15 protein-coding genes are annotated in these 19,741 nt (G+C 63.9%); 13 read left to right on the top strand and 2 right to left on the bottom strand.

Annotated features, from left to right (window positions below; all coding sequences use genetic code 11):
• The first annotated feature begins 175 nt into the window (after positions 1–175).
• From SACE_RS04290 to SACE_RS37400, 6 genes are all read left to right on the top strand, one after another.
• Positions 176–2,224, top strand: coding sequence for an N-6 DNA methylase (locus SACE_RS04290; RefSeq protein WP_009944175.1), 2,049 nt, complete (start codon positions 176–178; stop codon positions 2,222–2,224).
• 95 nt (positions 2,225–2,319) lie between these two features.
• Complete coding sequence (locus SACE_RS04285) at positions 2,320–4,302, top strand: type I restriction-modification system subunit M (protein WP_021341442.1); 1,983 nt, start codon at positions 2,320–2,322, stop codon at positions 4,300–4,302.
• On the top strand, positions 4,299–5,534 hold the full coding sequence (locus tag SACE_RS04280) for a restriction endonuclease subunit S (protein ID WP_011873191.1): 1,236 nt from the start codon (positions 4,299–4,301) through the stop codon (positions 5,532–5,534). Before SACE_RS04285 ends, SACE_RS04280 begins: the two co-directional genes overlap by 4 nt.
• 4 nt (positions 5,535–5,538) lie before the next feature.
• Positions 5,539–8,745: a type I restriction endonuclease subunit R gene (locus tag SACE_RS04275; RefSeq protein ID WP_009944178.1), complete on the top strand. Its 3,207-nt coding sequence runs from the start codon at positions 5,539–5,541 to the stop codon at positions 8,743–8,745.
• Between the two features lie 91 nt (positions 8,746–8,836).
• The gene (locus SACE_RS04270) at positions 8,837–10,399 is read left to right on the top strand and encodes a serine/threonine-protein kinase (protein WP_009944180.1); all 1,563 of its coding nucleotides are present in this window, start codon (positions 8,837–8,839) and stop codon (positions 10,397–10,399) included.
• A 206-nt stretch (positions 10,400–10,605) separates the two neighbouring features.
• On the top strand, positions 10,606–12,111 hold the full coding sequence (locus SACE_RS37400) for a hypothetical protein (protein ID WP_143538072.1): 1,506 nt from the start codon (positions 10,606–10,608) through the stop codon (positions 12,109–12,111).
• 130 nt (positions 12,112–12,241) lie between these two features.
• On the opposite strand, the gene SACE_RS36100 is transcribed toward SACE_RS37400, so the two are convergent.
• Both SACE_RS36100 and SACE_RS04255 read right to left on the bottom strand, forming a co-directional pair.
• Positions 12,242–12,445, bottom strand: coding sequence for a DUF397 domain-containing protein (locus SACE_RS36100; RefSeq protein ID WP_021341440.1), 204 nt, complete (start codon positions 12,443–12,445; stop codon positions 12,242–12,244).
• The gene (locus SACE_RS04255) at positions 12,442–13,299 is read right to left on the bottom strand and encodes a helix-turn-helix domain-containing protein (RefSeq protein ID WP_011873189.1); all 858 of its coding nucleotides are present in this window, start codon (positions 13,297–13,299) and stop codon (positions 12,442–12,444) included. Before SACE_RS04255 ends, SACE_RS36100 begins: the two co-directional genes overlap by 4 nt.
• Positions 13,300–13,983: 684 nt before the next feature.
• Between SACE_RS04255 and SACE_RS37395 the strand changes: the two genes are divergently transcribed.
• The 7 genes from SACE_RS37395 (at position 13,984) to SACE_RS04240 (ending at position 19,701) form a co-directional block, all read left to right on the top strand.
• Positions 13,984–14,496: a hypothetical protein gene (locus tag SACE_RS37395; RefSeq protein ID WP_011873188.1), complete on the top strand. Its 513-nt coding sequence runs from the start codon at positions 13,984–13,986 to the stop codon at positions 14,494–14,496.
• Positions 14,497–14,929: 433 nt separating this feature from the next.
• Positions 14,930–15,352: a helix-turn-helix domain-containing protein gene (locus SACE_RS04250; protein ID WP_011873187.1), complete on the top strand. Its 423-nt coding sequence runs from the start codon at positions 14,930–14,932 to the stop codon at positions 15,350–15,352.
• 184 nt (positions 15,353–15,536) lie between these two features.
• Entirely contained in the window at positions 15,537–15,809 is a 273-nt protein-coding gene (locus tag SACE_RS04245) for a hypothetical protein (RefSeq protein WP_231849923.1), read from the top strand.
• A gap of 55 nt (positions 15,810–15,864) precedes the next feature.
• Positions 15,865–17,598, top strand: a complete 1,734-nt coding sequence (locus SACE_RS39010; protein ID WP_231849922.1) for an alpha/beta hydrolase — start codon at positions 15,865–15,867, stop codon at positions 17,596–17,598.
• On the top strand, positions 17,591–17,935 hold the full coding sequence (locus tag SACE_RS37390) for a hypothetical protein (protein WP_143538071.1): 345 nt from the start codon (positions 17,591–17,593) through the stop codon (positions 17,933–17,935). Before SACE_RS39010 ends, SACE_RS37390 begins: the two co-directional genes overlap by 8 nt.
• Before the next feature lie 13 nt (positions 17,936–17,948).
• On the top strand, positions 17,949–18,110 hold the full coding sequence (locus SACE_RS37385; protein ID WP_009944191.1) for a hypothetical protein: 162 nt from the start codon (positions 17,949–17,951) through the stop codon (positions 18,108–18,110).
• A gap of 532 nt (positions 18,111–18,642) precedes the next feature.
• Positions 18,643–19,701: a replication-relaxation family protein gene (locus SACE_RS04240; RefSeq protein WP_081468257.1), complete on the top strand. Its 1,059-nt coding sequence runs from the start codon at positions 18,643–18,645 to the stop codon at positions 19,699–19,701.
• The last annotated feature ends 40 nt before the right edge of the window (positions 19,702–19,741 follow it).

Below are 19,741 nucleotides of genomic sequence, written 5' to 3'. Positions count from 1 at the left end.
GAGCCCCGGGCTGTGCGGGGCATGGAGAGCGGAGTGGAGCGGGAGACGTCGCGTGATCACGAACCAGTGAAAGCGTCGATATAACACCACAGCGTGAAAGCTCTGTCAAACATGCTTACGGGTCTGGGTCGTGGTGTAGCATCCGGCCTATGCGACGGATCTTGGGACGGGCGTCATGACGTCCACGCACGTCACCGCAGCCGACATCTCGCGTCTGGCCGGGGTTACTCGCGCCACCGTGAGCAACTGGCGTCGGAGGCACGCGGACTTTCCGGCGCCGGCCGGTGGTACTGACACCAGCCCGGCATATGACCTCGACGAGGTGCGGGAGTGGCTGTCGGCGCGCGGGCAGTTGCCCGGGTCGTCTCCGGCCGACGAGCTCCGTATCGTGTTGCGCGCGAGTCCAGATGCGGCGCTGGTACTGGCCGAGCTGGTGCCATCACTCGCGCGTGCCGATGCAAAGTGGCTCACCGAGCTGTACGAGATGCCGGAGGCGGCGCTCGTCGATGAGCTCGCGAGCCGTATCGGCGCGTCGGCGGCGCTCGACGCGGACGTCAAATCCCTGCGCGCACTGACGCACTGTGTGGCGGAGGACGGTGGCCGGGCGACGGTCGAAGTGTTTCGTGAGGTGCTGGTCCCAGACACCGCCGGTGCCTATGCGACGCCCCAGCCCGTCGCCGAACTGATGGCGAATCTCGCATCCGATTATCCGGAGTGCGTGTTCGATCCGGCGTGCGGCACGGGCGGGCTACTGTCCGCCGCTGTGGGCCGGGGCGCGAATCGCCTGTATGGCCAGGATGCCATCGACGTTCAGGCCACGTTGACCGACGTCAGGCTCAAGGTCGAGGCCGTTGCGAACGCTGCGGTCGCCTTCGGTGACAGCCTCCGTGCAGACGCGTTCCCCGATACCCGCGTCGACACGGTCCTCTGCAACCCGCCGTTCGGCGTGCGCGACTGGGGGCACGACGACCTCGCCTACGACCCGCGCTGGGTGTACGGGCTGCCGCCCAGGTCGGAGTCGGAGCTGGCATGGGTGCAGCACTGCCTCGCGCACCTCGAACCCGGTGGTCTGGCGGTCGTCTTGATGCCGCCGGGTGCGGCTGAGCGGCCGTCCGGTCGCCGGGTGCGGGCCGAGCTGATCCGCCAGGGCGCGCTGCGTGCGGTGATCGGGTTACCGCCGGGTGCCGCCCCGCCGTTGCACCTCAGCCTCCACATCTGGGTGCTGACCTGCCCGGATGAGGCTCTCGCGACCGGCAAGTCGGTGCTGTTCGTCGACGCCTCCTCCGGAAGCGTGTCCGATCAACGCATCGTGGAGCTGTGGCGGGACTTCGACGAGGCCGAGGATCGTTTCGAGGCAGTTCCCGATGTGGCACAACGCCTTTCGATCGTCGATCTGCTCGACGCCACCGTCGACGTCACTCCGGCTCGCCGGGTGCACATAAGGACCGCGATCTCTCCCAACGAGCAGGCAGAGCTGGCGGAAGAACTGCGGAAACGCCTAGGCCGCGCGTGCGACGAGCTGGCCCAGCTCGCGAGTACGCCAACGATTGACTCGAAGCAACCGTCCGACACACCGATGACGACGGTATGGTCGGTTTCCGAGGGCGAACCGATGACATGGCGCACCGCGACAGTGGCGGACCTGCTGCGTGGCGGTGCGCTCGCGCTGCACCGGGCTACGCCCACACATCGCACTGGATCCACACGAAATGCTGACGTCGCTTCCAATGATGTGGCAATCTTGACGCTAAGTGATCTTCGCGGCGAGCCGCGCCCGTCGGGATCGCTACGGGACAAGCCGGTCGAGCCCATCCGGATCGAGCGGGGGGACGTGATCATGCCCGAGACGCTGCAGGGCCTGAAGAGCGTTCCTGCGCGCGTGGCCGGCGAGGACGATACCGGGAAACTGCTGGGAGCCCACCTGTTCCTACTCCGGCCGGACCCCGAAAGGCTTGACTCATGGTTCCTGGCCGGATTCCTGTCGGCCGACGAGAACACGCATCGCGCCACGACTGGCTCGTCGATCGTGCGGCTCGACGTCAAACGACTCCGGGTTCCGCTTATGCCACCCGAACGGCAGCTCGACTACGGCAGAGCCTTTCGGCACCTGCACGCGATCTGGAGGGCGGCTGCACTCGCCAACGAACTCGCTGCCGAGACCGCCCGACAGTGGACCACCGGCCTGACCAGCGGAGCCCTGTTGCCGCCAGAAGACCAGCCCTGAGTACTGCACACCACAGAACCACCCTGATCGCGTGCGGGCGGTCCGCCCGCAATTAGGCAACATTGTCGATCTTCGATGACGACCGAGGGACAACGTTGAACACGAACAAGCACACCGAGTTGGCGAACCACGCCTGGTCGGTCGCCGATCTGCTGCGCGGTGACTACAAACAGTCCGACTACGGCAAGGTGATCCTGCCGTTCACGGTGCTGCGACGACTCGAATGCGTGCTGAAGCCGACCCGGGGGAAGGTCCTGGAGACAGTCGAGAAGTACCGTAATCGGGACCTCGACCCGGACACGTTCCTCCGCAAGGCGTCGGGCCACCGCTTTTACAACACCACGCCCCTCACGTTGAAATCGATCGTGGCTGACTCGTCGCATGTGGCGCGGAACCTCACACAGTACATCGGTGGTTTCTCCCCGAACGCCTACGAGGTCCTGGAGCGCTACGACTTCGCACAGCAGATCAAGAAACTTGACGGCGCTAACCTGCTCTACAAGGTGACCAGCACGTTCGCCGATCTGGATCTGCGGCCGGAGGTCGTCGACAACCACCAGATGGGTTACATCTTCGAGGAACTGATCCGGCGGTTCGCCGAGCAGTCCAACGAGACCGCAGGTGAGCACTTCACACCGCGTGAGGTCATCGAGCTGATGGTGAACCTGCTGATCGCCCCAGACGACGAGGCGTTGAGCAAGCCAGGCGTGATTCGCCGAGTGCTGGATCCGGCGTGCGGGACGGGCGGGATGCTCAGCGCCGCCTACGAGCACATCACCACGATGAATGCGGACGCGACCGTCGAGGTCTACGGGCAGGAGCTCAACCCGGAGTCGTGGGCAATCTGTCGGTCTGACCTCATGATCAAGGACCAGGACCCGGACAACATCAAGTTCGGCAACTCTTTCAGCGACGACGGCCACTACCGTCGGACGTTCCACTATCTGCTGGCCAATCCGCCGTTCGGCGTCGAGTGGAAGAAGGTCAAGGAGGACGTCGAAGGCGATCTTGAACAGCTCGGCGAGAACAGCCGGTTCTGGCCGGCGCTGCCGCGCATCAACGACGGGTCCCTGCTGTTCCTGCAGCACATGCTGTCGAAGATGAACTCCGTCGAGGACGGCGGCGGCCGGGTCGCGATCGTGTTCAACGGCTCCCCGCTGTTCACCGGAGCCGCCGGATCGGGCGAGTCGCAGATCCGCCAGCACATCCTTGAAAACGACTGGCTCGAAGCTGTCGTCGCGCTGCCGGACCAGCTGTTCTACAACACCGGTATCTCCACCTATTTCTGGATTCTCACCAACCGCAAGAGCCCCGACTACAAGGGCAAAGTGGTGCTGCTCGACGCCCGCGAGTACTGGCAGAAAATGCGGAAGTCGTTGGGTGATAAGCGAAAGTACGTCGCGTCGGATCAGATCGCCGAGATCACCCGCCTCTACGCAGAGGCACTGCAGGTGGCGAAGGACGAGAACCACCCGCTGCACGGCAAGGTCAAGGTTTTCGAAAACGACGACTTCGGCTACCGCAGGATCACCGTCGAACGCCCTCTGAAGCTGCGGTTCGAGTTCACCGAGGAGATCCTCGCCTCACTCGGCGAGGCCAAGCAGATCCAGAAACTCGACGACCCCGAGCAGTTCGTGGCCGCGCTGCGACCACTGCTCGGCCAAACCTGGTGGAAGAAGACCGAAGCCTGGCTGGCACTCAAGGACGCCATCGTCGCCGCCGGGCTCACTTGGCCCACCGGTGCCGCTTTCAACAAGGCTCTGCGCGACGCCATCGGCGTCCGCGACCCCGAGGGCGAAGTCCAGATCGCCAAGGGCGAGACCGAACCCGACCCCGAACTCCGCGACTACGAAAACGTGCCCCTCGACCAGGACGTTGAGGACTACCTCGAACGCGAGGTACTGCCGCACGTCCCCGACGCCTGGATCGACCACACCAAGACCAAGATCGGGTACGAGATTCCGTTCACCCGCCACTTCTACGTGTACGAACCGCCGAGACCGCTGGCGGAGATCGACGCCGAGCTGAAGGCGCTGGAGGCCGAGATCCAGGAACTGTTGGGGGAGGTGACGGAGTGAGCGTCGTTCCGTTGAAGTACGTTGCCTATATCAGGCCAGGACAAGCACCACCTTCCACTGAAGTTTCGGACTTGATTGATGGTCTTCCGTTTCTGCAAGGAAATGCGGAGTTTCAGGCGGCCCATCCGGTTCCTCGGTTGCAATGCGATACCGCATCGAAGATCGCGAAATGCGGTGATGTCCTGCTCTCAGTGCGAGCACCTGTCGGGGCGTTGAATATTGCCGATCGGGAATATGGAATTGGTCGTGGCCTTTGTTCCGTATCGGCTACTGGGTGCGACGCGAGGTTCCTCTGGTGGTGGCTTCACTCGGCGGGAGAACGCCTTGACGCTGTCTCGACCGGCACGACTTACCGTGCTGTTACTGGTGAAGATGTCGGCATGCTGCCGTTTCCTAGAGTCTCGTTGGAGGAGCAGCGGCGCATCGCCGACTTCCTCGACGCCGAGACCACTCGCATCGACAAGCTCAGCGCACTCCGCGAGCGGCAACTCGATATTCTGGAAGAAAAGGCTATGCGACGCGTGTACGACACGGTTCGTGGAACGGGTGTCGTCGGTGCTCGGCGCCCCAGTGGACTGAGTTGGCTCGGCTCGGTTCCCGTGCACTGGCGAGTCGCAGCCGTTTCGCACTATTTCGAAGTCGAGCTCGGGAAAATGCTTAACCAGGAGCGAGCGCGTGGCGATCATTTGCGGCCCTACCTGCGTGTCGCGAACGTGCAATGGGGCGTGGTCGACACGACTGAGCTAGCGATGATGGATTTCCCGCCCGAAGAGCAAAAGCGGTACCGCCTCCAACCTGGTGATCTTCTGGTCAACGAGGGCGGCAGTTGGCCCGGTCGAGCCGCGGTATGGAGCGGCGAGATCGAAGAGATCTACTATCAGAAGGCACTCCACCGGATCCGTCCGCGCGGGATGGAGTCGACATGGTGGCTTTACTTCTGCTTGGTCGCAGCTGAGCGCATGAAGGTGTTCCAAGTCCAGGGAAATTCGAGCACGATGACGCACCTGACTCGTGAGCAGCTTCGCCCCCAGCGCTTCCCGTTTCCAGATCTGGCTGAACAGGAACAGGCGGTCGAACGTCTGAAAGACGCCGAGGCCAAGGATCGTCAGATTCGACGCGTGTTGTCGCGTCAGCAAGCGACTCTCGCTGAACGCCGCCAGGCGCTCATCACTGCCGCCGTCACCGGCGAGTTTGACGTGTCCACCGCCAGCGGGCGAGGAATCGAGGAGTAGACCGATGAGCCCGATCCATCACGAGGCCGTGTTCGGGACGGCGATCGTCGACGCGATGCTGGAGCGTGGGTGGGAGGAAGGCGCCGGAAGCGATTACGACGCCGAACTTGGCCTGGACACCGCGCAGCTGTTCACGTTCATCGGGGCGACACAGCAGGCTGAGTGGGACGAGCTGCTCAGCTACTACGGCGATGATGCGGACGCGGCGCAGCGCGGGTTCGCGCAGCGGGTCGCGAAGGCGATCGACAACGACGGGGTCCTGGAAGTGCTTCGCAAGGGCGTGAAGGACCGCAGTGTCCGCATCCGCCTCGCCTACTTCAAACCTTCGCTGGTGGTCTCTGACAGTGCGCTCGACGACTACCGTGCCAACCGGCTTACCATCGTCCGCGAGCTGAAATACGCGGCCAAGCAGGCAGATCGGGACAACCGACTCGACCTCACATTGTTCGTCAACGGGGTCCCCGTCGCCACGGCCGAGCTGAAGAACCCGTTGACCGGGCAGGGCGTCGAGCACGCGAAGCGGCAGTACCGCGAGGAGCGCGACCCGACTGAACTGATCTTCCGGAACCGCGTAGTCGCGAACTTTGCCGTCGACCCCGACCTCGTGTTCGTCGCGACTGAACTGCGCGGCGAACGCACCCGGTTCCTGCCGTTCAACACCGGCTCCGACGGCCCTGGCAAGCCCGGCGGTGCGGGCAATCCGCCGACGACTCAGTTCGGGAAATACGCCACCTCGTATCTCTGGGAACAGGTGTGGCAGCCGGACAACTGGCTTGACCTGCTCGAACGGTTCGTCCACGAGTACCGTGAGAAGAGCGCGAACGGGCGGATCAAGAAGTCGTTGATCTTCCCGCGCTATCACCAGTGGGACGTCGTCAAGAAGATCACCGCCCACACCGCCCGCCACGGCACTGGCCACGACTATCTCGTGATGGCGTCCGCCGGATCCGGGAAGTCGAACACGATCGCGTGGCTCGCGTACCGGCTGTCCTCGTTGCACACGCCGGCCGATCCGGCGGAGCTGGACGCGGACGCACGTGCGAAGGGACTCAAGCCAGGTTCGCCGGTGTTCGACAAGGTCCTCATCATCACTGACCGCCGCAACCTCGACTCGCAGCTTCGCGCCACGGTGGGCAGTTTCGAGCAGACCGCGGGTACAGTCGTTGCGATCGACGAGAAAAACGGGTCGAAGTCCGAGCAGCTCGCGAAGCGGCTGTCGAGTTCGCAGGGCAAGATCATCACGGTTACCCTGCAGACGTTCCCCGCACTGCTGGACTTTCTGCGGAAGAACCCGACCGAGATCAAGGGCTCTCGGTTCGCGATCGTCGTGGACGAGGCGCACTCGTCGCAGTCCGGCGACGCGGCCGGCGATGTGCGCAAGGCGCTGCGCAACCTCGCGTTGGACGCCGACGACGACAGCAACGAGCCGGGCGCGACCGAGGCGAAGGTTCCCGCGGACGATCTTGAGGCCAAGCTCAAGCGACGCGTCGCCGAGCGCGCGAAGAACCCGAACCTGTCGTACTTCGCGTTCACCGCCACGCCGAAGTCGAAGACCCTGGAGTATTTCGGCACGCTCGGCGAGCGCGACGGCAAGGCCGCGTTCGTCCCGTTTCACACCTACTCGATGCGGCAGGCAATCGAGGAGGGGTTCATCCTCGATCCGTTGCGGAACTACGTCACCTACAACACCTACTGGAAGCTGATCAGCAACAACCCTGACGACCGAGAGGTCGACGCCGCGAAGGCGAACCCGCAACTCGCACGGGCCGCGGTGATGCACCCGTCGACGGTCTCGCAGCACGCGCAGGTGATCGTCGACCACTTTCGCGCCCACACCCTCGGGCGGCTCGGCGGTCGGGCGAAGGCGATGGTGGTGACCGCGTCGCGGCAGAGCGCAGTGCAGATGTCGCGGGCCATCAAGAACTACATCGCGGACCTGCAGAAGAAGGGCAAGCTCAGGGACGACATCGGGGTGCTCGTCGCGTTCTCGGGGACGCTGACCTACGAGAACGAGGAGGTCACCGAGTCCAAAGAGAACGGCGGCTTGCCGGAAACCGCGCTGACGAAGGCGTTCGCCTACACCCGCGCTGACGACCTCACCACGAAGACCGGCGGGGCCGGGCAGCCAGAGTACCGGATTCTGGTCGTCGCGGAGAAGTACCAGACCGGGTTCGACCAGCCGCTGCTGACGACGATGTATGTCAACAAGAAGCTAGGCGGGATTTCGGCCGTTCAGACGCTGTCGCGGCTCAATCGGACCGCCGATCGCAAGACCCAGGCCGACCTCGCGGTGCTGGACTTCGTCAACGAGGCCGGGGAGATCCAGGAGTCGTTCCGCCCGTATTTCGAGGACGCCGCGACGCTGCCGTCCGACCCGAACCTGCTCTATAACGCGCAGGGACGCGTGATGTCCCCGCCGATCCTGGTGGACACCGAGATGATCGCGTTCGTCGAAGCGTTCCTGGCCGCTGAACAGGCTTCGGGCGGCAGCGAGGCGAAATGGGCGAAGCTGCACGCCGAGCTGTATCGGCACATCGCCCCCGCTGTGCAGCGTTACGAAGAGCTTCTGAGGGACGAGACGCTGCAGGAACTCGCGGAACAGTTCCGTTTCGACCTGGGGGACTTCATCCGGAAGTACGGGTTCCTGTCGCAGATCGTGCCATATCAGGATGCCGAACTGGAGCGGCTGTACCTGTTCGGGCGGCACCTGCTCAACCGACTACCACACGGAAATAACGGCGGCGTCGACATCGGCGAGGTCGACCTCAGCCACCTGCGTGTCGAGAAGACCGGAGAACACGACCTCGGACTTGCACCGGACGGCACGGCGGAGCTCAGGGGCTTCGGCGACGGGTCTGGCACGAGCAAAAATCACGACAAGTCGCTGCTATCAGAGCTGATCGAGCGGTTCAACGATCGGCACGCCACCACGTTCACCGAAGACGACGTCGCGCGACCGTTCCGGGAAACCGTCCAGGACGAGAAGGTGCGCCAGGCCGCGATCGTCAACAACGAGGAGAACTTCGGGGCAGTCTTCGATGATGTCTTCGAAGACAAGATGGCTGACCACATCGACACCATCTCCGGCCTCGGCGACCAGTACTTCGCCCGCAGCGACGACACGTTCAAGAAGTCCCTGAATCGCAGTGCCCGCTCTGCGGCGTGGCGGCTCATCCGCAAGCAGGAGGGAATCGCCGACGACGTGGCGTAAGGCCCGACTTTCGTCGAATCGGTGGACGGACGATCATCCGGGCGGGATCATGTGTCACTGACGGTGACGATCGAGCCATGGAGGGTATGTCGTGGCTGACTCAGTCGGCGGCCGGTACGAGCTGCGCGACGAGATCGGCTCGGGCGGGATGGGCAGCGTCTGGCGCGCGTTTGACGGCGTGCTCGATCGCGAGGTCGCCGTCAAGCGGATCAGCCCGGAGACGATCGCTGCCAGTACGGCGATCGACGTGCTCGCGCAGCGATTCCAGCGCGAAGCGCGGGTGACCGCCCGGATCCAGCACCACGGCGTGCCCCAGGTCTACGACGCCGGCCTGGACGAGAACGCCGACGAGCTGTTTCTGGTGATGGAACTCGTGCGCGGCGTTTCGCTGCGCGCGTTCATCAGTCCCGGCGAACCGTTGCCGGTGAGCTGGGCTGCAGCGTTCGCCGCTCAGATCTGCACCGTGCTATCCCATGCGCACGCTGTACCGGTCGTGCACCGCGACCTCAAGCCGGGCAACGTACTGGTCACCACGGACGGAGCGATCAAGGTCCTCGACTTCGGGATCGCGGCGATCCTCCGCTCCGATGTCACACCGCTGACTGCGACCGGCGAGCGGTTAGGCACGAGTCAATACATGTCACCGGAACAGGTGCGGGGCGACCGCGTGACCCCGCACAGCGATCTCTATTCACTCGGGTGCGTGCTGTACGAGCTGCTGAGCGGGTATCCGGTGTTCGAGGGCGAATACGGCGCGCAGCAAATGTATCGGCACGTCGAGGTGGCGCCGTGCCCGTTGCGCGACGTGCGGACGGAGGTGCCAGCCGAACTGGATCGGCTCGTGCTCGACTTGTTGGCGAAATCGCCGGACCAGCGGCCTGTCGACGCCTATGAGGTGTATGAACAGCTGCTGCCGTTCCTTCCGGCACCAGGAAGCGTGCCGGAGACGACTGGCTCGATCCCGGGCGATATGCCGGATCCGACGCTGGTATTTCGTCGCCCCAACGCGCCCCGCAGCAGGCATGAATCGGGACCTGTGCTGGGCGGGGTCACGAGTGTGGAAGCGGAGTCGTCGGCATCGCGCGCACCGCGAACGGAGCTCCGGAACGCCATCAGCGAGGCGTTCCAGCAATCGGGCATCCTGTTGCGTGAGGATCGGCATGCCCAGGCCGCAGACGTACTCGAAGCTGCGATTCGGCCCGCCGGCGAGGCGCTTGGCGCAGAGAACCCCGAGGTGTTGGAGCTGCGCCTACGCAGAGCGATAATCATGGTCTTCGGCGGCGAGCACCGCGCGGCGCTTCCGGAATTCGACGCTCTCGAAGCCGCATACACCCGGACTGCGGGACCGACGAGCGAAAAAGCAGTCGAATGCCTGCGTCAAGCTGCAGACTGCCGAGCTGAACTGGGCCAGGTGACCCTGGCTCTGCGGCAGTTCCACGACGCGCTCTCCCGCATCAGAGCCACAGGCGGCGACGTATCCGAGATGGCCATTGAGGTACGCCTCGACATCGGCAAGCTCCACTTGTTGGAGAACAACCTGACCGAGGCCCGCGAGACACTACAGGCGCTCCACGATGATGTGTCGCTTGTTCATGGTCCCGACCACGCGGCTGCGCGGGAGACCGCGGAACTGCTGGAACGGACCCATGTGTGAGCTCAGCTTGAGTCGTACTAAGCGGTTCAACGATCTCATCGCTGCGGAAGCGTGGAACGGTCGTCGCAGCGTTCACTGGCTGGGGAAATCGCCGTAGCGGCACCGCTTGATCGCCAAGCCCCTCACCGGACTCAAGCCCCACCAGCTACGCGCCGATCCTGATGTCGGCCGGGTTGTTACCAAATCCAGCAGGGCGGTGTTGCAGCATGCGGCGATGGGATCCCCTCAACGAACAGCAGCTCGATGTGTTGAAGCGCGTCGATGCTTCTGAAGACCTTAGCGGCTCTGAGTATGGCCGGTTACGGCATTCTGCCAACGCTGTTCGCGATCGTGGGCTGATCACGATCAGTAAGCGTGGTGGTGTCTGGCGGGCCAAGATAACCGAGGCCGGACGGTTCTATCTCGATCATGGGCACCATCCTGACAACCCTCGTTACCGCGATCAGTCTGCTGAACCCGCGGGTCCGACAGTCGCTGGCACGAAGCCCAAGGGTTCCAAACCGACGCTGCCGGACGGGCAGGACGCCGACGGTGCCAGCACGCTCAAGAGGGAGGCGAACCGTCCAGCGCCGCATGCGACGGTACTTACCGCGCAGCGGCGGCGTGCGGCGGCGCTGAAGTTGGTAGAGCAGCTGGTGGCGAACAACCGCGTGGTGATCGAGGCGCCTGATGAGGATGAGGTTGCGCGCTGGCGCAAGGTGGTGGACTTCGCCAAGCGCCACGGTCTCGTTCCTGAGGGACATCATGTCGAGAAGACCCGGCAGTGGAACAGGACTCGGGACCTGCATATCAAGTTACTCAAGGGTAGCCACGCCAACACGAAGGGCGACACCCTCAATCTGTCGCGCGTGCCGGTGCCCGAATCGCTTCGGTCCCCACACCCCGTGGTGGCTGAGCTGCGCGATGACCAGGGTCGGTTGGTCATGCCAAAGGATCTGCGTCGGCGATGCCTGCTCATCCTTCAAGGGCTTGCCGCGGAGGCGACCAGACGCGGCCACAAGGTCATGAATAAGCCTGTCGCCGAGCGACATCACCATCACTACTACGGCTACGGAACTCGCCCAGCCGAGCCGCAGTACTCGCGTCGCGACGGCGAACTGAACGTCGTCGTCAATGACTTCAGCTACACGGTTACCATCCAGCAGGCGACCCCACAGTCCGCAGATCCGGCCAAGACGCAGCGCCTGCTCATCGAGCTCAACGGCTACAACCCACAGGGACGACAGGGCCGGTGGTCAGACGGAAAACGGCGCACTGTGGAAGATGGGCTCGCTGCCCTCTTACATGAGGCCGAGACCAGGGCAGTCGAAGACCGTCAGCGACAGATCGACGAGGAACGCGCCAAGGCCGAACGGAAGGTTCGGTGGGAACAGGCCATGGAGGTCGCCCGGCAGAAGGCGATCGAGGCCCATTACGCAAAGCTCCTCGAAAACCAGGTCGAACGCTGGCGCAGAGCCAACGAACTCCGAGCGTTCAGCGAAGTGCTCGAGCAGAGACTTGCCAATCCACGATCAGGAGATGGAGATCTAACCTCCGCTCGCAAGTGGCTCGACTGGATCACCGAGCACATCGGCAGGGAGGACCCCATTGAGCATCCGCCGGCCATGCCGAGCTCGCCCAAGCTCAGCAACGATGACCTCAAGCCTTACCTGAACGGTTGGAGCCCGTACGGCCCGGAATCGCACATCAACACCTGGCAACGTCGGTGGTAGAGCGGACACCGGGCTGTGGGCAGTGACTCCACTGTCTTTGGCATCATCGGCGGACACACGCGTCCGACGGCGATCACAGCCGGCCGAGAAGTGGCATCGCAACGGCCGGGCTTGGGACCTGTTGTGCGTCTCAGCTCTGCGGTGCGTCGAATCGCTCGGCTTTGACGCCCATCAGGAAGTGTTCCCAGACCGCGCGGTTGAAGACCAGCGTGTCACCGTTCCGGTCCTTGGTGTCCCGCACCCCCGCCAGTCCGGGAGCGCCCCCTACCTCCACACACGCCCCTTGCTGGGCAGAGCGGGTTGATGTGCGCCACCCAGTTAAGTTTTCGGTCACGCGTCGATCCCTTCCAGTTCTGCGGCTCGTTTCGTGATCATCTGGAGTGATTCGGTCGGGTCCATTGCCAGCTCTCTCAAGGTTGTCACCGCGCGCTGGTACGCGGCGATGTCTCGCGGGCCTTTGAGGAACGCGACGCCGCTGTAGTGCTCGAGCTGCACGATGGGCGTCGCCTTGGCGAACTCGAACAGGATGAACTGTCCGACATGCGCAGGGTGGAGCGTCCGCGCTCCGGACTTGATCACACGGACCGTCACGCGGTCGTTCTCGTCGACGACCTTCGCGACGTGTCGTAGCTGTTCGGCCATCACGCGAGGTCCGCCGAGGACTTCGTACAGTGCGCTCTCGCCAAGGATGACGTCGAAGTGCGGTGCGTCCGGCCGTGCCAGCAGGTTCTTGCGCTCCATGCGCATGAGAATCCTTGGGCCGGTTTCCTTCTCCGACATGTCGGACATGATCGCGTGCATGTACTCGGGGATCTGGAGCAGTCCAGGGACCAGGAAGGGTGCGACCTCTGTCATCGCGACGGCTGTCTTCTCGAACTCGATCAGCGTTGCGAGTTCTTGCTGGATTCCGGGGATGCCCGACGTGATCCAGTTTGGTGATTCGGTGTTGCGGGCGAGATCGACGATCCGCTCGTGTTCCTCGCCGGTCACGCCCAGGGCGGTCAGGTAGCTCGCGACGTCTTCGGGCTTGGGCACGGCTGCGCCGCTCTCGTACCGCGCGAGGCGCGTCTTCGGAATGTCCAGCAATTGGGCCAAACCGCGGATGCTGACGTTGGCCAGTTCGCGCCGTTCCCGCAGTTCAGCGCCCAGAGCGCGGGCTTGCGGGCTGCCTGAGCGTGTACCGGGCATGGGCCAAATCCTAAGGCAGGCGATCGATCAACGGATCACGCGATTGGATGTATTGACCTATGTCCCATGGGACACACTACTGTCGTCGGGACAAATGTGGTCCCGTGGGACATAGCGATGTAGAGCGAGGTGCGTAGCCGTGATCAGCCGAAACACCGTTGTTTCTGATCCCGACCCGCTTACGTGGCTCAGCACTTTCGGGCCGGCCGGACTGATCGTGCTGGGCTGCGGGCCGTCATGATCTCGGCGCGACAAGCGCGATCGATCGCGCGTGACTTGTCGGACTGGTGGGCGATCCTTCGTGGCATCGCCCGTGGTCGGCGGGCCAGGTTGCGACGGCTCCTGCACCGGGGCGGTGTTGGTCGTGGCTGAGTTGGTGCTGTGGCTGGTACCGCTGTCGTTCCTCGTCGTGATGTGGGTCCCAACGGCGCTCGACCTCGCTGGAGAACTCACCGAACTGTTTCTCGCGCACGAGCGGCAGCGCAGCACGACGCGCAGCGCTGACCGTGCGGTCCGGGCTCGTAGAGCCCGACACCCCGAGCCCGCACGAGTGCGCGGGACCTCGCCGAGCACCATCCCCCCTCGCGCTCGGCGAGCCATGCCAGCAGCGGGCACGTGTCCCGTCCCCGTGCCTGCTGCTGGCACCCACCGCGGCGGACGCCACCGGCTCAGGAGGCGACCGGTATGACGGTGATCCTCGCCCGGAACCGACACGCGACCGGCATCGCGCAGGCCGAGGTGCACGCCTACCTGCTCGACTTCGACGGCGACCCGCCGACAACGCTTCACGCCATATGCGGGCACGAACTTGTAGCAGCCGATGCCGAACAGGTCGACCGGTTCACGGGCATGCCGTGCATGATGTGCGTGCTGGCGGCGTTCGGCCGCGTCAACTGCGCTGCAGAACCACCGCCGGACCAAACCGATCCCCTCGCGTCGAAGCCGCGCGCGCCTCTATCCACGGTCGGAGCAGGCGGACTATCCGCAGCCAAACCTGGCCGCTTTGTCTACGGGGTCGCGTTGCGCGGTGATCGAGCCTCGCACCTCGTCGCACCGGAAGCGGTCAGCGGCAGGCTGGACAACCGCAGTGTCGTGCAAACACTCTGCTGCCACCTCGCGTGGGGGCCGTCGATGAAACCAGTCGACGGGTGGCCGATATGCGGCGAGTGCACGAAGATCGCACAAGGGACCGGCTAACGATGCCCACGTCACGAGAGCGCGCCGGAGTTCTTGCCGCCGGATACAGCGTGTCCTGGTCGGGACACCTCGGTGGTGACTGCACCGCCACACAGCCCGACTACGAACTGTCGTTGGCCGATCGCACGTCAGGCCGAGCGGGCAACTGCGCTGGAAGTCGCATTCAGCCGGACGCCCGTCACACCCGAGGTGCTCATGAAGCTCCTTGATGGCCTGCGGGGAATGTAGCCACCCAGGCAGAAGCACCAAGTCAAGTTAAGCCAGCAAGGGACGTACCGCATGCCCGACGAGAGCCCGCCGCCTTCCGGCTACCAGGAGGCGTTTAGCCAGAACCACCTCATAGCTGCCCACGCCACTGAACAGGAAGGTCCGGAAGCTAGCTGGGCTGCGCGGGGTCTGACCCCACCGCAAGAACTGCATTGCGGTCCTCGTGATGAGCAGTGCTGACATGCCCAGGTACCTGACACCACGGGAGGAACGCGAGCTGGCCGAGCAGCTGGCGACTGACTACACGGTCCACGGAGCGTCGATCCGCATCCTGATGTTCGATGTCGGCATGTCTTACGGCGCGGTGCACCTCCTGCTGACCGAAGTCGCCGGGATTGCTCTCCGCAAGCGAGGCGGGGCCAGCGACCACGCTCTTGCCCGCCGCGAGTTCGACGACCTCGACGCCCCCCATGACCTGGCTGCCCCCTTCTCGTGGAACTTCGCTAAGGGGGCGCGCATCACCGAACTGGCACAGCAGCACCAGCTCTACCCCTATACGGTCTGGCGTCTCCTGCTGCTTACCGACGTCCGCCGCCCGCGACGGCTCAACCGCGCCCCCTACGGAAGCCGACGTCGCGACCGCCTCTGAGCACATCTCCACGCCCCGAAGATGAGCGGCGCCCGAGGATCTCATTCCTCGGCGCGCCGCTCTGCGCTGTTCGGGTGATCACGACGGGACCTGAGTAGAAACCCACGTCTGGCTTCGTGGCCGCTTCGATACAGTCCCGATCACCACATCGATCACCACATTGATCACCAGGGGGAGGGACCTCGTGACCTTGCGTGTCGACCCCGCCACCATCGGCGGGTTGGCCAGCGATGTGCAGCGCTCGACCGACCAACTCGGATCCACGCCACCCGCACCCGGTATTGACGCTGGGCCGTCGAGCCCGGCGGTACTGGCGAGTGCGGCCGAGCTGATGCGCGCCGCAGCGGGGATGACCGAGGTCGCGTCGAGGTCGGCGGCCGATCTGGACGCGAACAGGGCGACCTACGCCGGCACTGAAGACAGCAACGAAGGCATGTTCAGACAACTGGGGCGCTGACGGACCGATGACACTGAATACCTGGGTAGCCGGAAACCCTGGCTCGGCGCGGGCAATGGCCGACTCCATGAAGAGGCATGGCGCAGGTGTCGAAGAGGTCGCCTCCGGCTGGCATCGGGTCAAGGGTAAAGCCGAGGGTGGCTGGGAAGGCCGCGCCTCCGCCGCTTTTCAGGGGTTTGCTGCCCAGCAGGGTGGTGATGGTGACGCGCTCGCTGGGTTGTTTCCCCGGTTTGGACAGGCGTGCACGGTGTGGGCCGACGAGATCGACACGGTCAAAGCCCGGATGGAACAGGCCAAGCAGGTTGCTACTGAAGGCCAGCTGATGGTGTTCGGCGACTCGATCTACCCGCCAAAGCCGTTCACCGGCGCACCGCCCGGCCCGGTCGACCCACGGGTTCCCGGGGCCGAGGATCGGGCGAATCAGCAGTCGGCGCAGTACGAAGCAGCGAAAGCCTTGCACGCCAAGCAAGAAGCCGCCTTCGCCGAAGCTCAAGCCACCGTCGCGCAGGCCCGTGGAATGGAGAAGGTCGCGCACGAAACCCTCTCCCGTTCGATGGACGCGGTCACGGGAGCCCTCAAGGACATCGGCCAAGCCGCCGAGTGGGGAAAGGCCGCCGCGGCGCCAACCAGCGCGGTGACTGCTGCGTTAGCTGGCGCGGCGATGGACATGGAGGCCCACGCGGCCAACGCCACACGTGCGGGATTCGAGACTGCGTTGCAGCAGGGCCCGGCGGCGGTACGTGGCTGCTGGGCCTCGTTGACGACTGCTCAACGGACGGACCTGATGGACCGCTTCCCGCAGATGGTTGGTGGTGCCGATGGAGTGCCGGTCGTTGACCGGGATCAAGCAAATCGGTCCGTGCTCGCGGCCCAGCGACAGGGTCTCGTCAACAAGCTCGATGAAGAACGTCGTCGTCTGAGAGAGGATCCCTACCATCGCCGTGGGATCAGCGACTCGGACTCGCAATATCGAATCTGGCAGTTGGAGGAATCACTCAAAGGAATTGATAGACTCCAAGAGAAGCTCGGCCCTTCCGCCGAACAAAGTGATTACTACCTTCTTGGTGTCGATGGAACGGTAAACTCTCGCGGCCAGGCGATCATCGCCTCAGGAAACCCGGATAACGCCGACAATGTGTTGACATCCGTTCCGGGCACGTTCTCGGACCTGGGCGACGCAATGGACTATGTAGACAGGAACGATCGCCTAGCCGAGCGCGCCGAGCAGCTCAACCCCGGCACGAAAACCGCCGCGATCACCTGGTCGGATTACAACTCGCCATCTGACCTTCTTAACGCGTCGGACGAAAGGTTTGCGAACGAGGCCAAGGGCGACCTTGCTCGATTCCAAGAAGGACTGCGCGCCACCCACAATGGGCCACCGAGCCACAACACCGTACTTGGGCACTCGTACGGATCGACGGTCGTGGGCTATGCCGCACGTGACCACGGCCTCTCATCTGATGAGATCGCCTTCATCGGATCGCCTGGTGTTGGAGTGGATCGCGCCGAGGATCTTGGTGTTCCTCCTGACCATGTGTGGTCTGGCACCTCCGGCCACGACATAATCGACACATGGACACCATCGCTGAGCCCGGGAGACATCGGCAATGGCTCAGATGACCATTGGTATGGTATGAACCCATCCGACCCGCACTTCGGCGGACAGATCTTGGAGACTGACCCCACCGCAGGGCACTCTGATTATTGGGATCGCGAGCAATCGATTGACTCAATATCCCGGGTAGTCGCAGGCAACAATAGAGAGATGCCGAGCAACCATGGATAACGGAAACTCCCATACGTCACCTCGACCTGTTGGCCGAACTGTAGGCAAGATCATTGCCCAAGTTGCCGCCTGGGTGTTCATAGCATTGGGTCTTGTCGTGTGGTACTCCATACTCACCACCACATTGAGCGGCTACGAAGGATTCGGCGTAGAGCAACAGATCGTCGTCTTCGCGATCGGTCTTTACGGAGTTTTGGCCGGAGTAGGTGTCGTAATATTGTTCGGTGTTTTCGGCACCAAGCGGGTTCTGCCGAAGGCAGCTCTCGCTGTGTATGTCTTGCTTCTTGTAGGTGTTCTCATCAGTGCCACGGTGAATGCCGAGCCGCCACCATCGTGACGCGCTGAACGCAGTGGGAACCACCGTCGGTGCAGTCATCGGCTGCATCTTCTATGCGCTGAGCGTCGTTGCTTGGCTGATCTCTGTGCCCATCTCGGCGGCGAGCCGCCTGGTCGGTATCTTCCGCGGAGACTCGCCGACCATGCAGATCGAGCACGAGCTCCTCGGCCTGTGAATCATCATCTACGTGATCCTGGCAGCGATGTGAACGATCGTGCTGCACAGCAGTCTGGGAGACGTCGACAGGCTGGCTCGCATCGCCCGCAACTTCTTCGCCGTGCTGTTCCTCGTCGCTGGGCTGGTCTGGCTCCTACCGTAGGAGCACATGACCCACAACACGTTTTGTTGATCGTTTGTCCCGTCCCGCCCGTCTTTTCGGAGTTCAGTGGTGCACACGGTCCGAAGGGCAGTGGATGGTGACCATGACTGACCGCAGACATGACAACGAGCACGGCCAACCGGTTGGTCCGGCAGACGTGGGTGCGGATGCGGCTGCGCGTGCCGTGCGTCCCAGGTCCGCAGGGGCATCCGCTGGGGCTGTTAGTCCGAAAACAGCAGGTCGACGGGATGGTAAGGCTGGCCGCAGGAGTCTCCGACTGAATGGTGATGCTCGGTTTCATTCCGCATCTGGCGCGGGGCGGCGGGGCCGGCCGCGTTCAGGCGAGCCTGACGGGGTGTTGTGGGCGCAGCTGACGCCTCGGGATCGCATGGTGTTGGAGCTTGTCGCCGAGCACCAGGTACTGACTACCGAACAGCTTCGGGCATTAATGTTTCCGTCGATCTCCCGGGCCCAGCATCGGTTGCTGGACCTCACCGATGCGGGCGTGTTGTGGCGGACGCAGCCGTACCGCGCCGAAGGCGGGTCGAAGCCCTTTCACTACCTGCTCGGCTATCGAGGTGCGGAGCTACGTGCCGCGCGGCAGGGAGTACAGCCACCACGTCCGATCACACATGCCGACAGACTCCGCCGCATACTTGAGTCACCGACGTTGGCGCACCTGCTCGGCGTGAACCAGTTCTTCGCGGATCTTGCCGACTACTGCCGCCGGAGCGGCCTCGGCTCGCCGTTTTCCGGCGCTGGGCGGCTGGAAGGCGAGGGGTTGCATTCGTGGCGCTCGGAGAAGTCGATCACGGAGTTCTACGAGCGCAAGGTCACCCCGGATGGCTACGGCTGCTGGTATCAAGGCGGCCAGTGGCTGGGGTTCTTTCTCGAACACGACATGGGCACCGAACCGCTGGGCAGGGTCGCAGACAAGCTCGACCGCTACACCACCTCGGGTGATCGCGCCTTCGATCGTTTCGACACGGCACGGCAGCTGGGCGGCATGGTGTTGATCTGGGTGGCCAGCAGGCGTCGCGAACAGGGTGTACGGAAAGTGTTGCAGGCCAAGCACTCTCCGGTGCCAGTGGCGACCGCAGCCCGTGACTGCGGCGATCCTGATGGCCCAGCGGGCGAGGTGTGGTCCGTGGTGACCGCTGAGCCAGCCCGCTCGCGCCGCGTCCGACTGGGCGAGCTGCCGAACATGATCGGCGGCACCACCGAGACCGGTGCCCCGATCGTTCTCAGCGAGCTGCCGGCGAGCTCTGCTGCGCCGTCCTTCGGCAGTGACCGGTTCCGCGACGGGCTCACCGACGAGATGGGTCAGGCCAACCGGCAGGAACTCGTTCTGGACGAAGTCCATACCACCGAACCTGATACCGTGGACGACACACCATATCCCGCACCTGGGCGCACAACGCAGCCTTGGTGGAAACCCCTGGGCTGAATTCACGTCTGCGTCATCGTTCTGGTTCTTACGTCGGCCG

Source organism: Saccharopolyspora erythraea NRRL 2338 (assembly GCF_000062885.1).
Classification (GTDB): domain Bacteria; phylum Actinomycetota; class Actinomycetes; order Mycobacteriales; family Pseudonocardiaceae; genus Saccharopolyspora_D; species Saccharopolyspora_D erythraea.
Note: the sequence above shows the minus strand (reverse complement) of the source record. Positions and strands in the feature narration are given on the sequence as shown.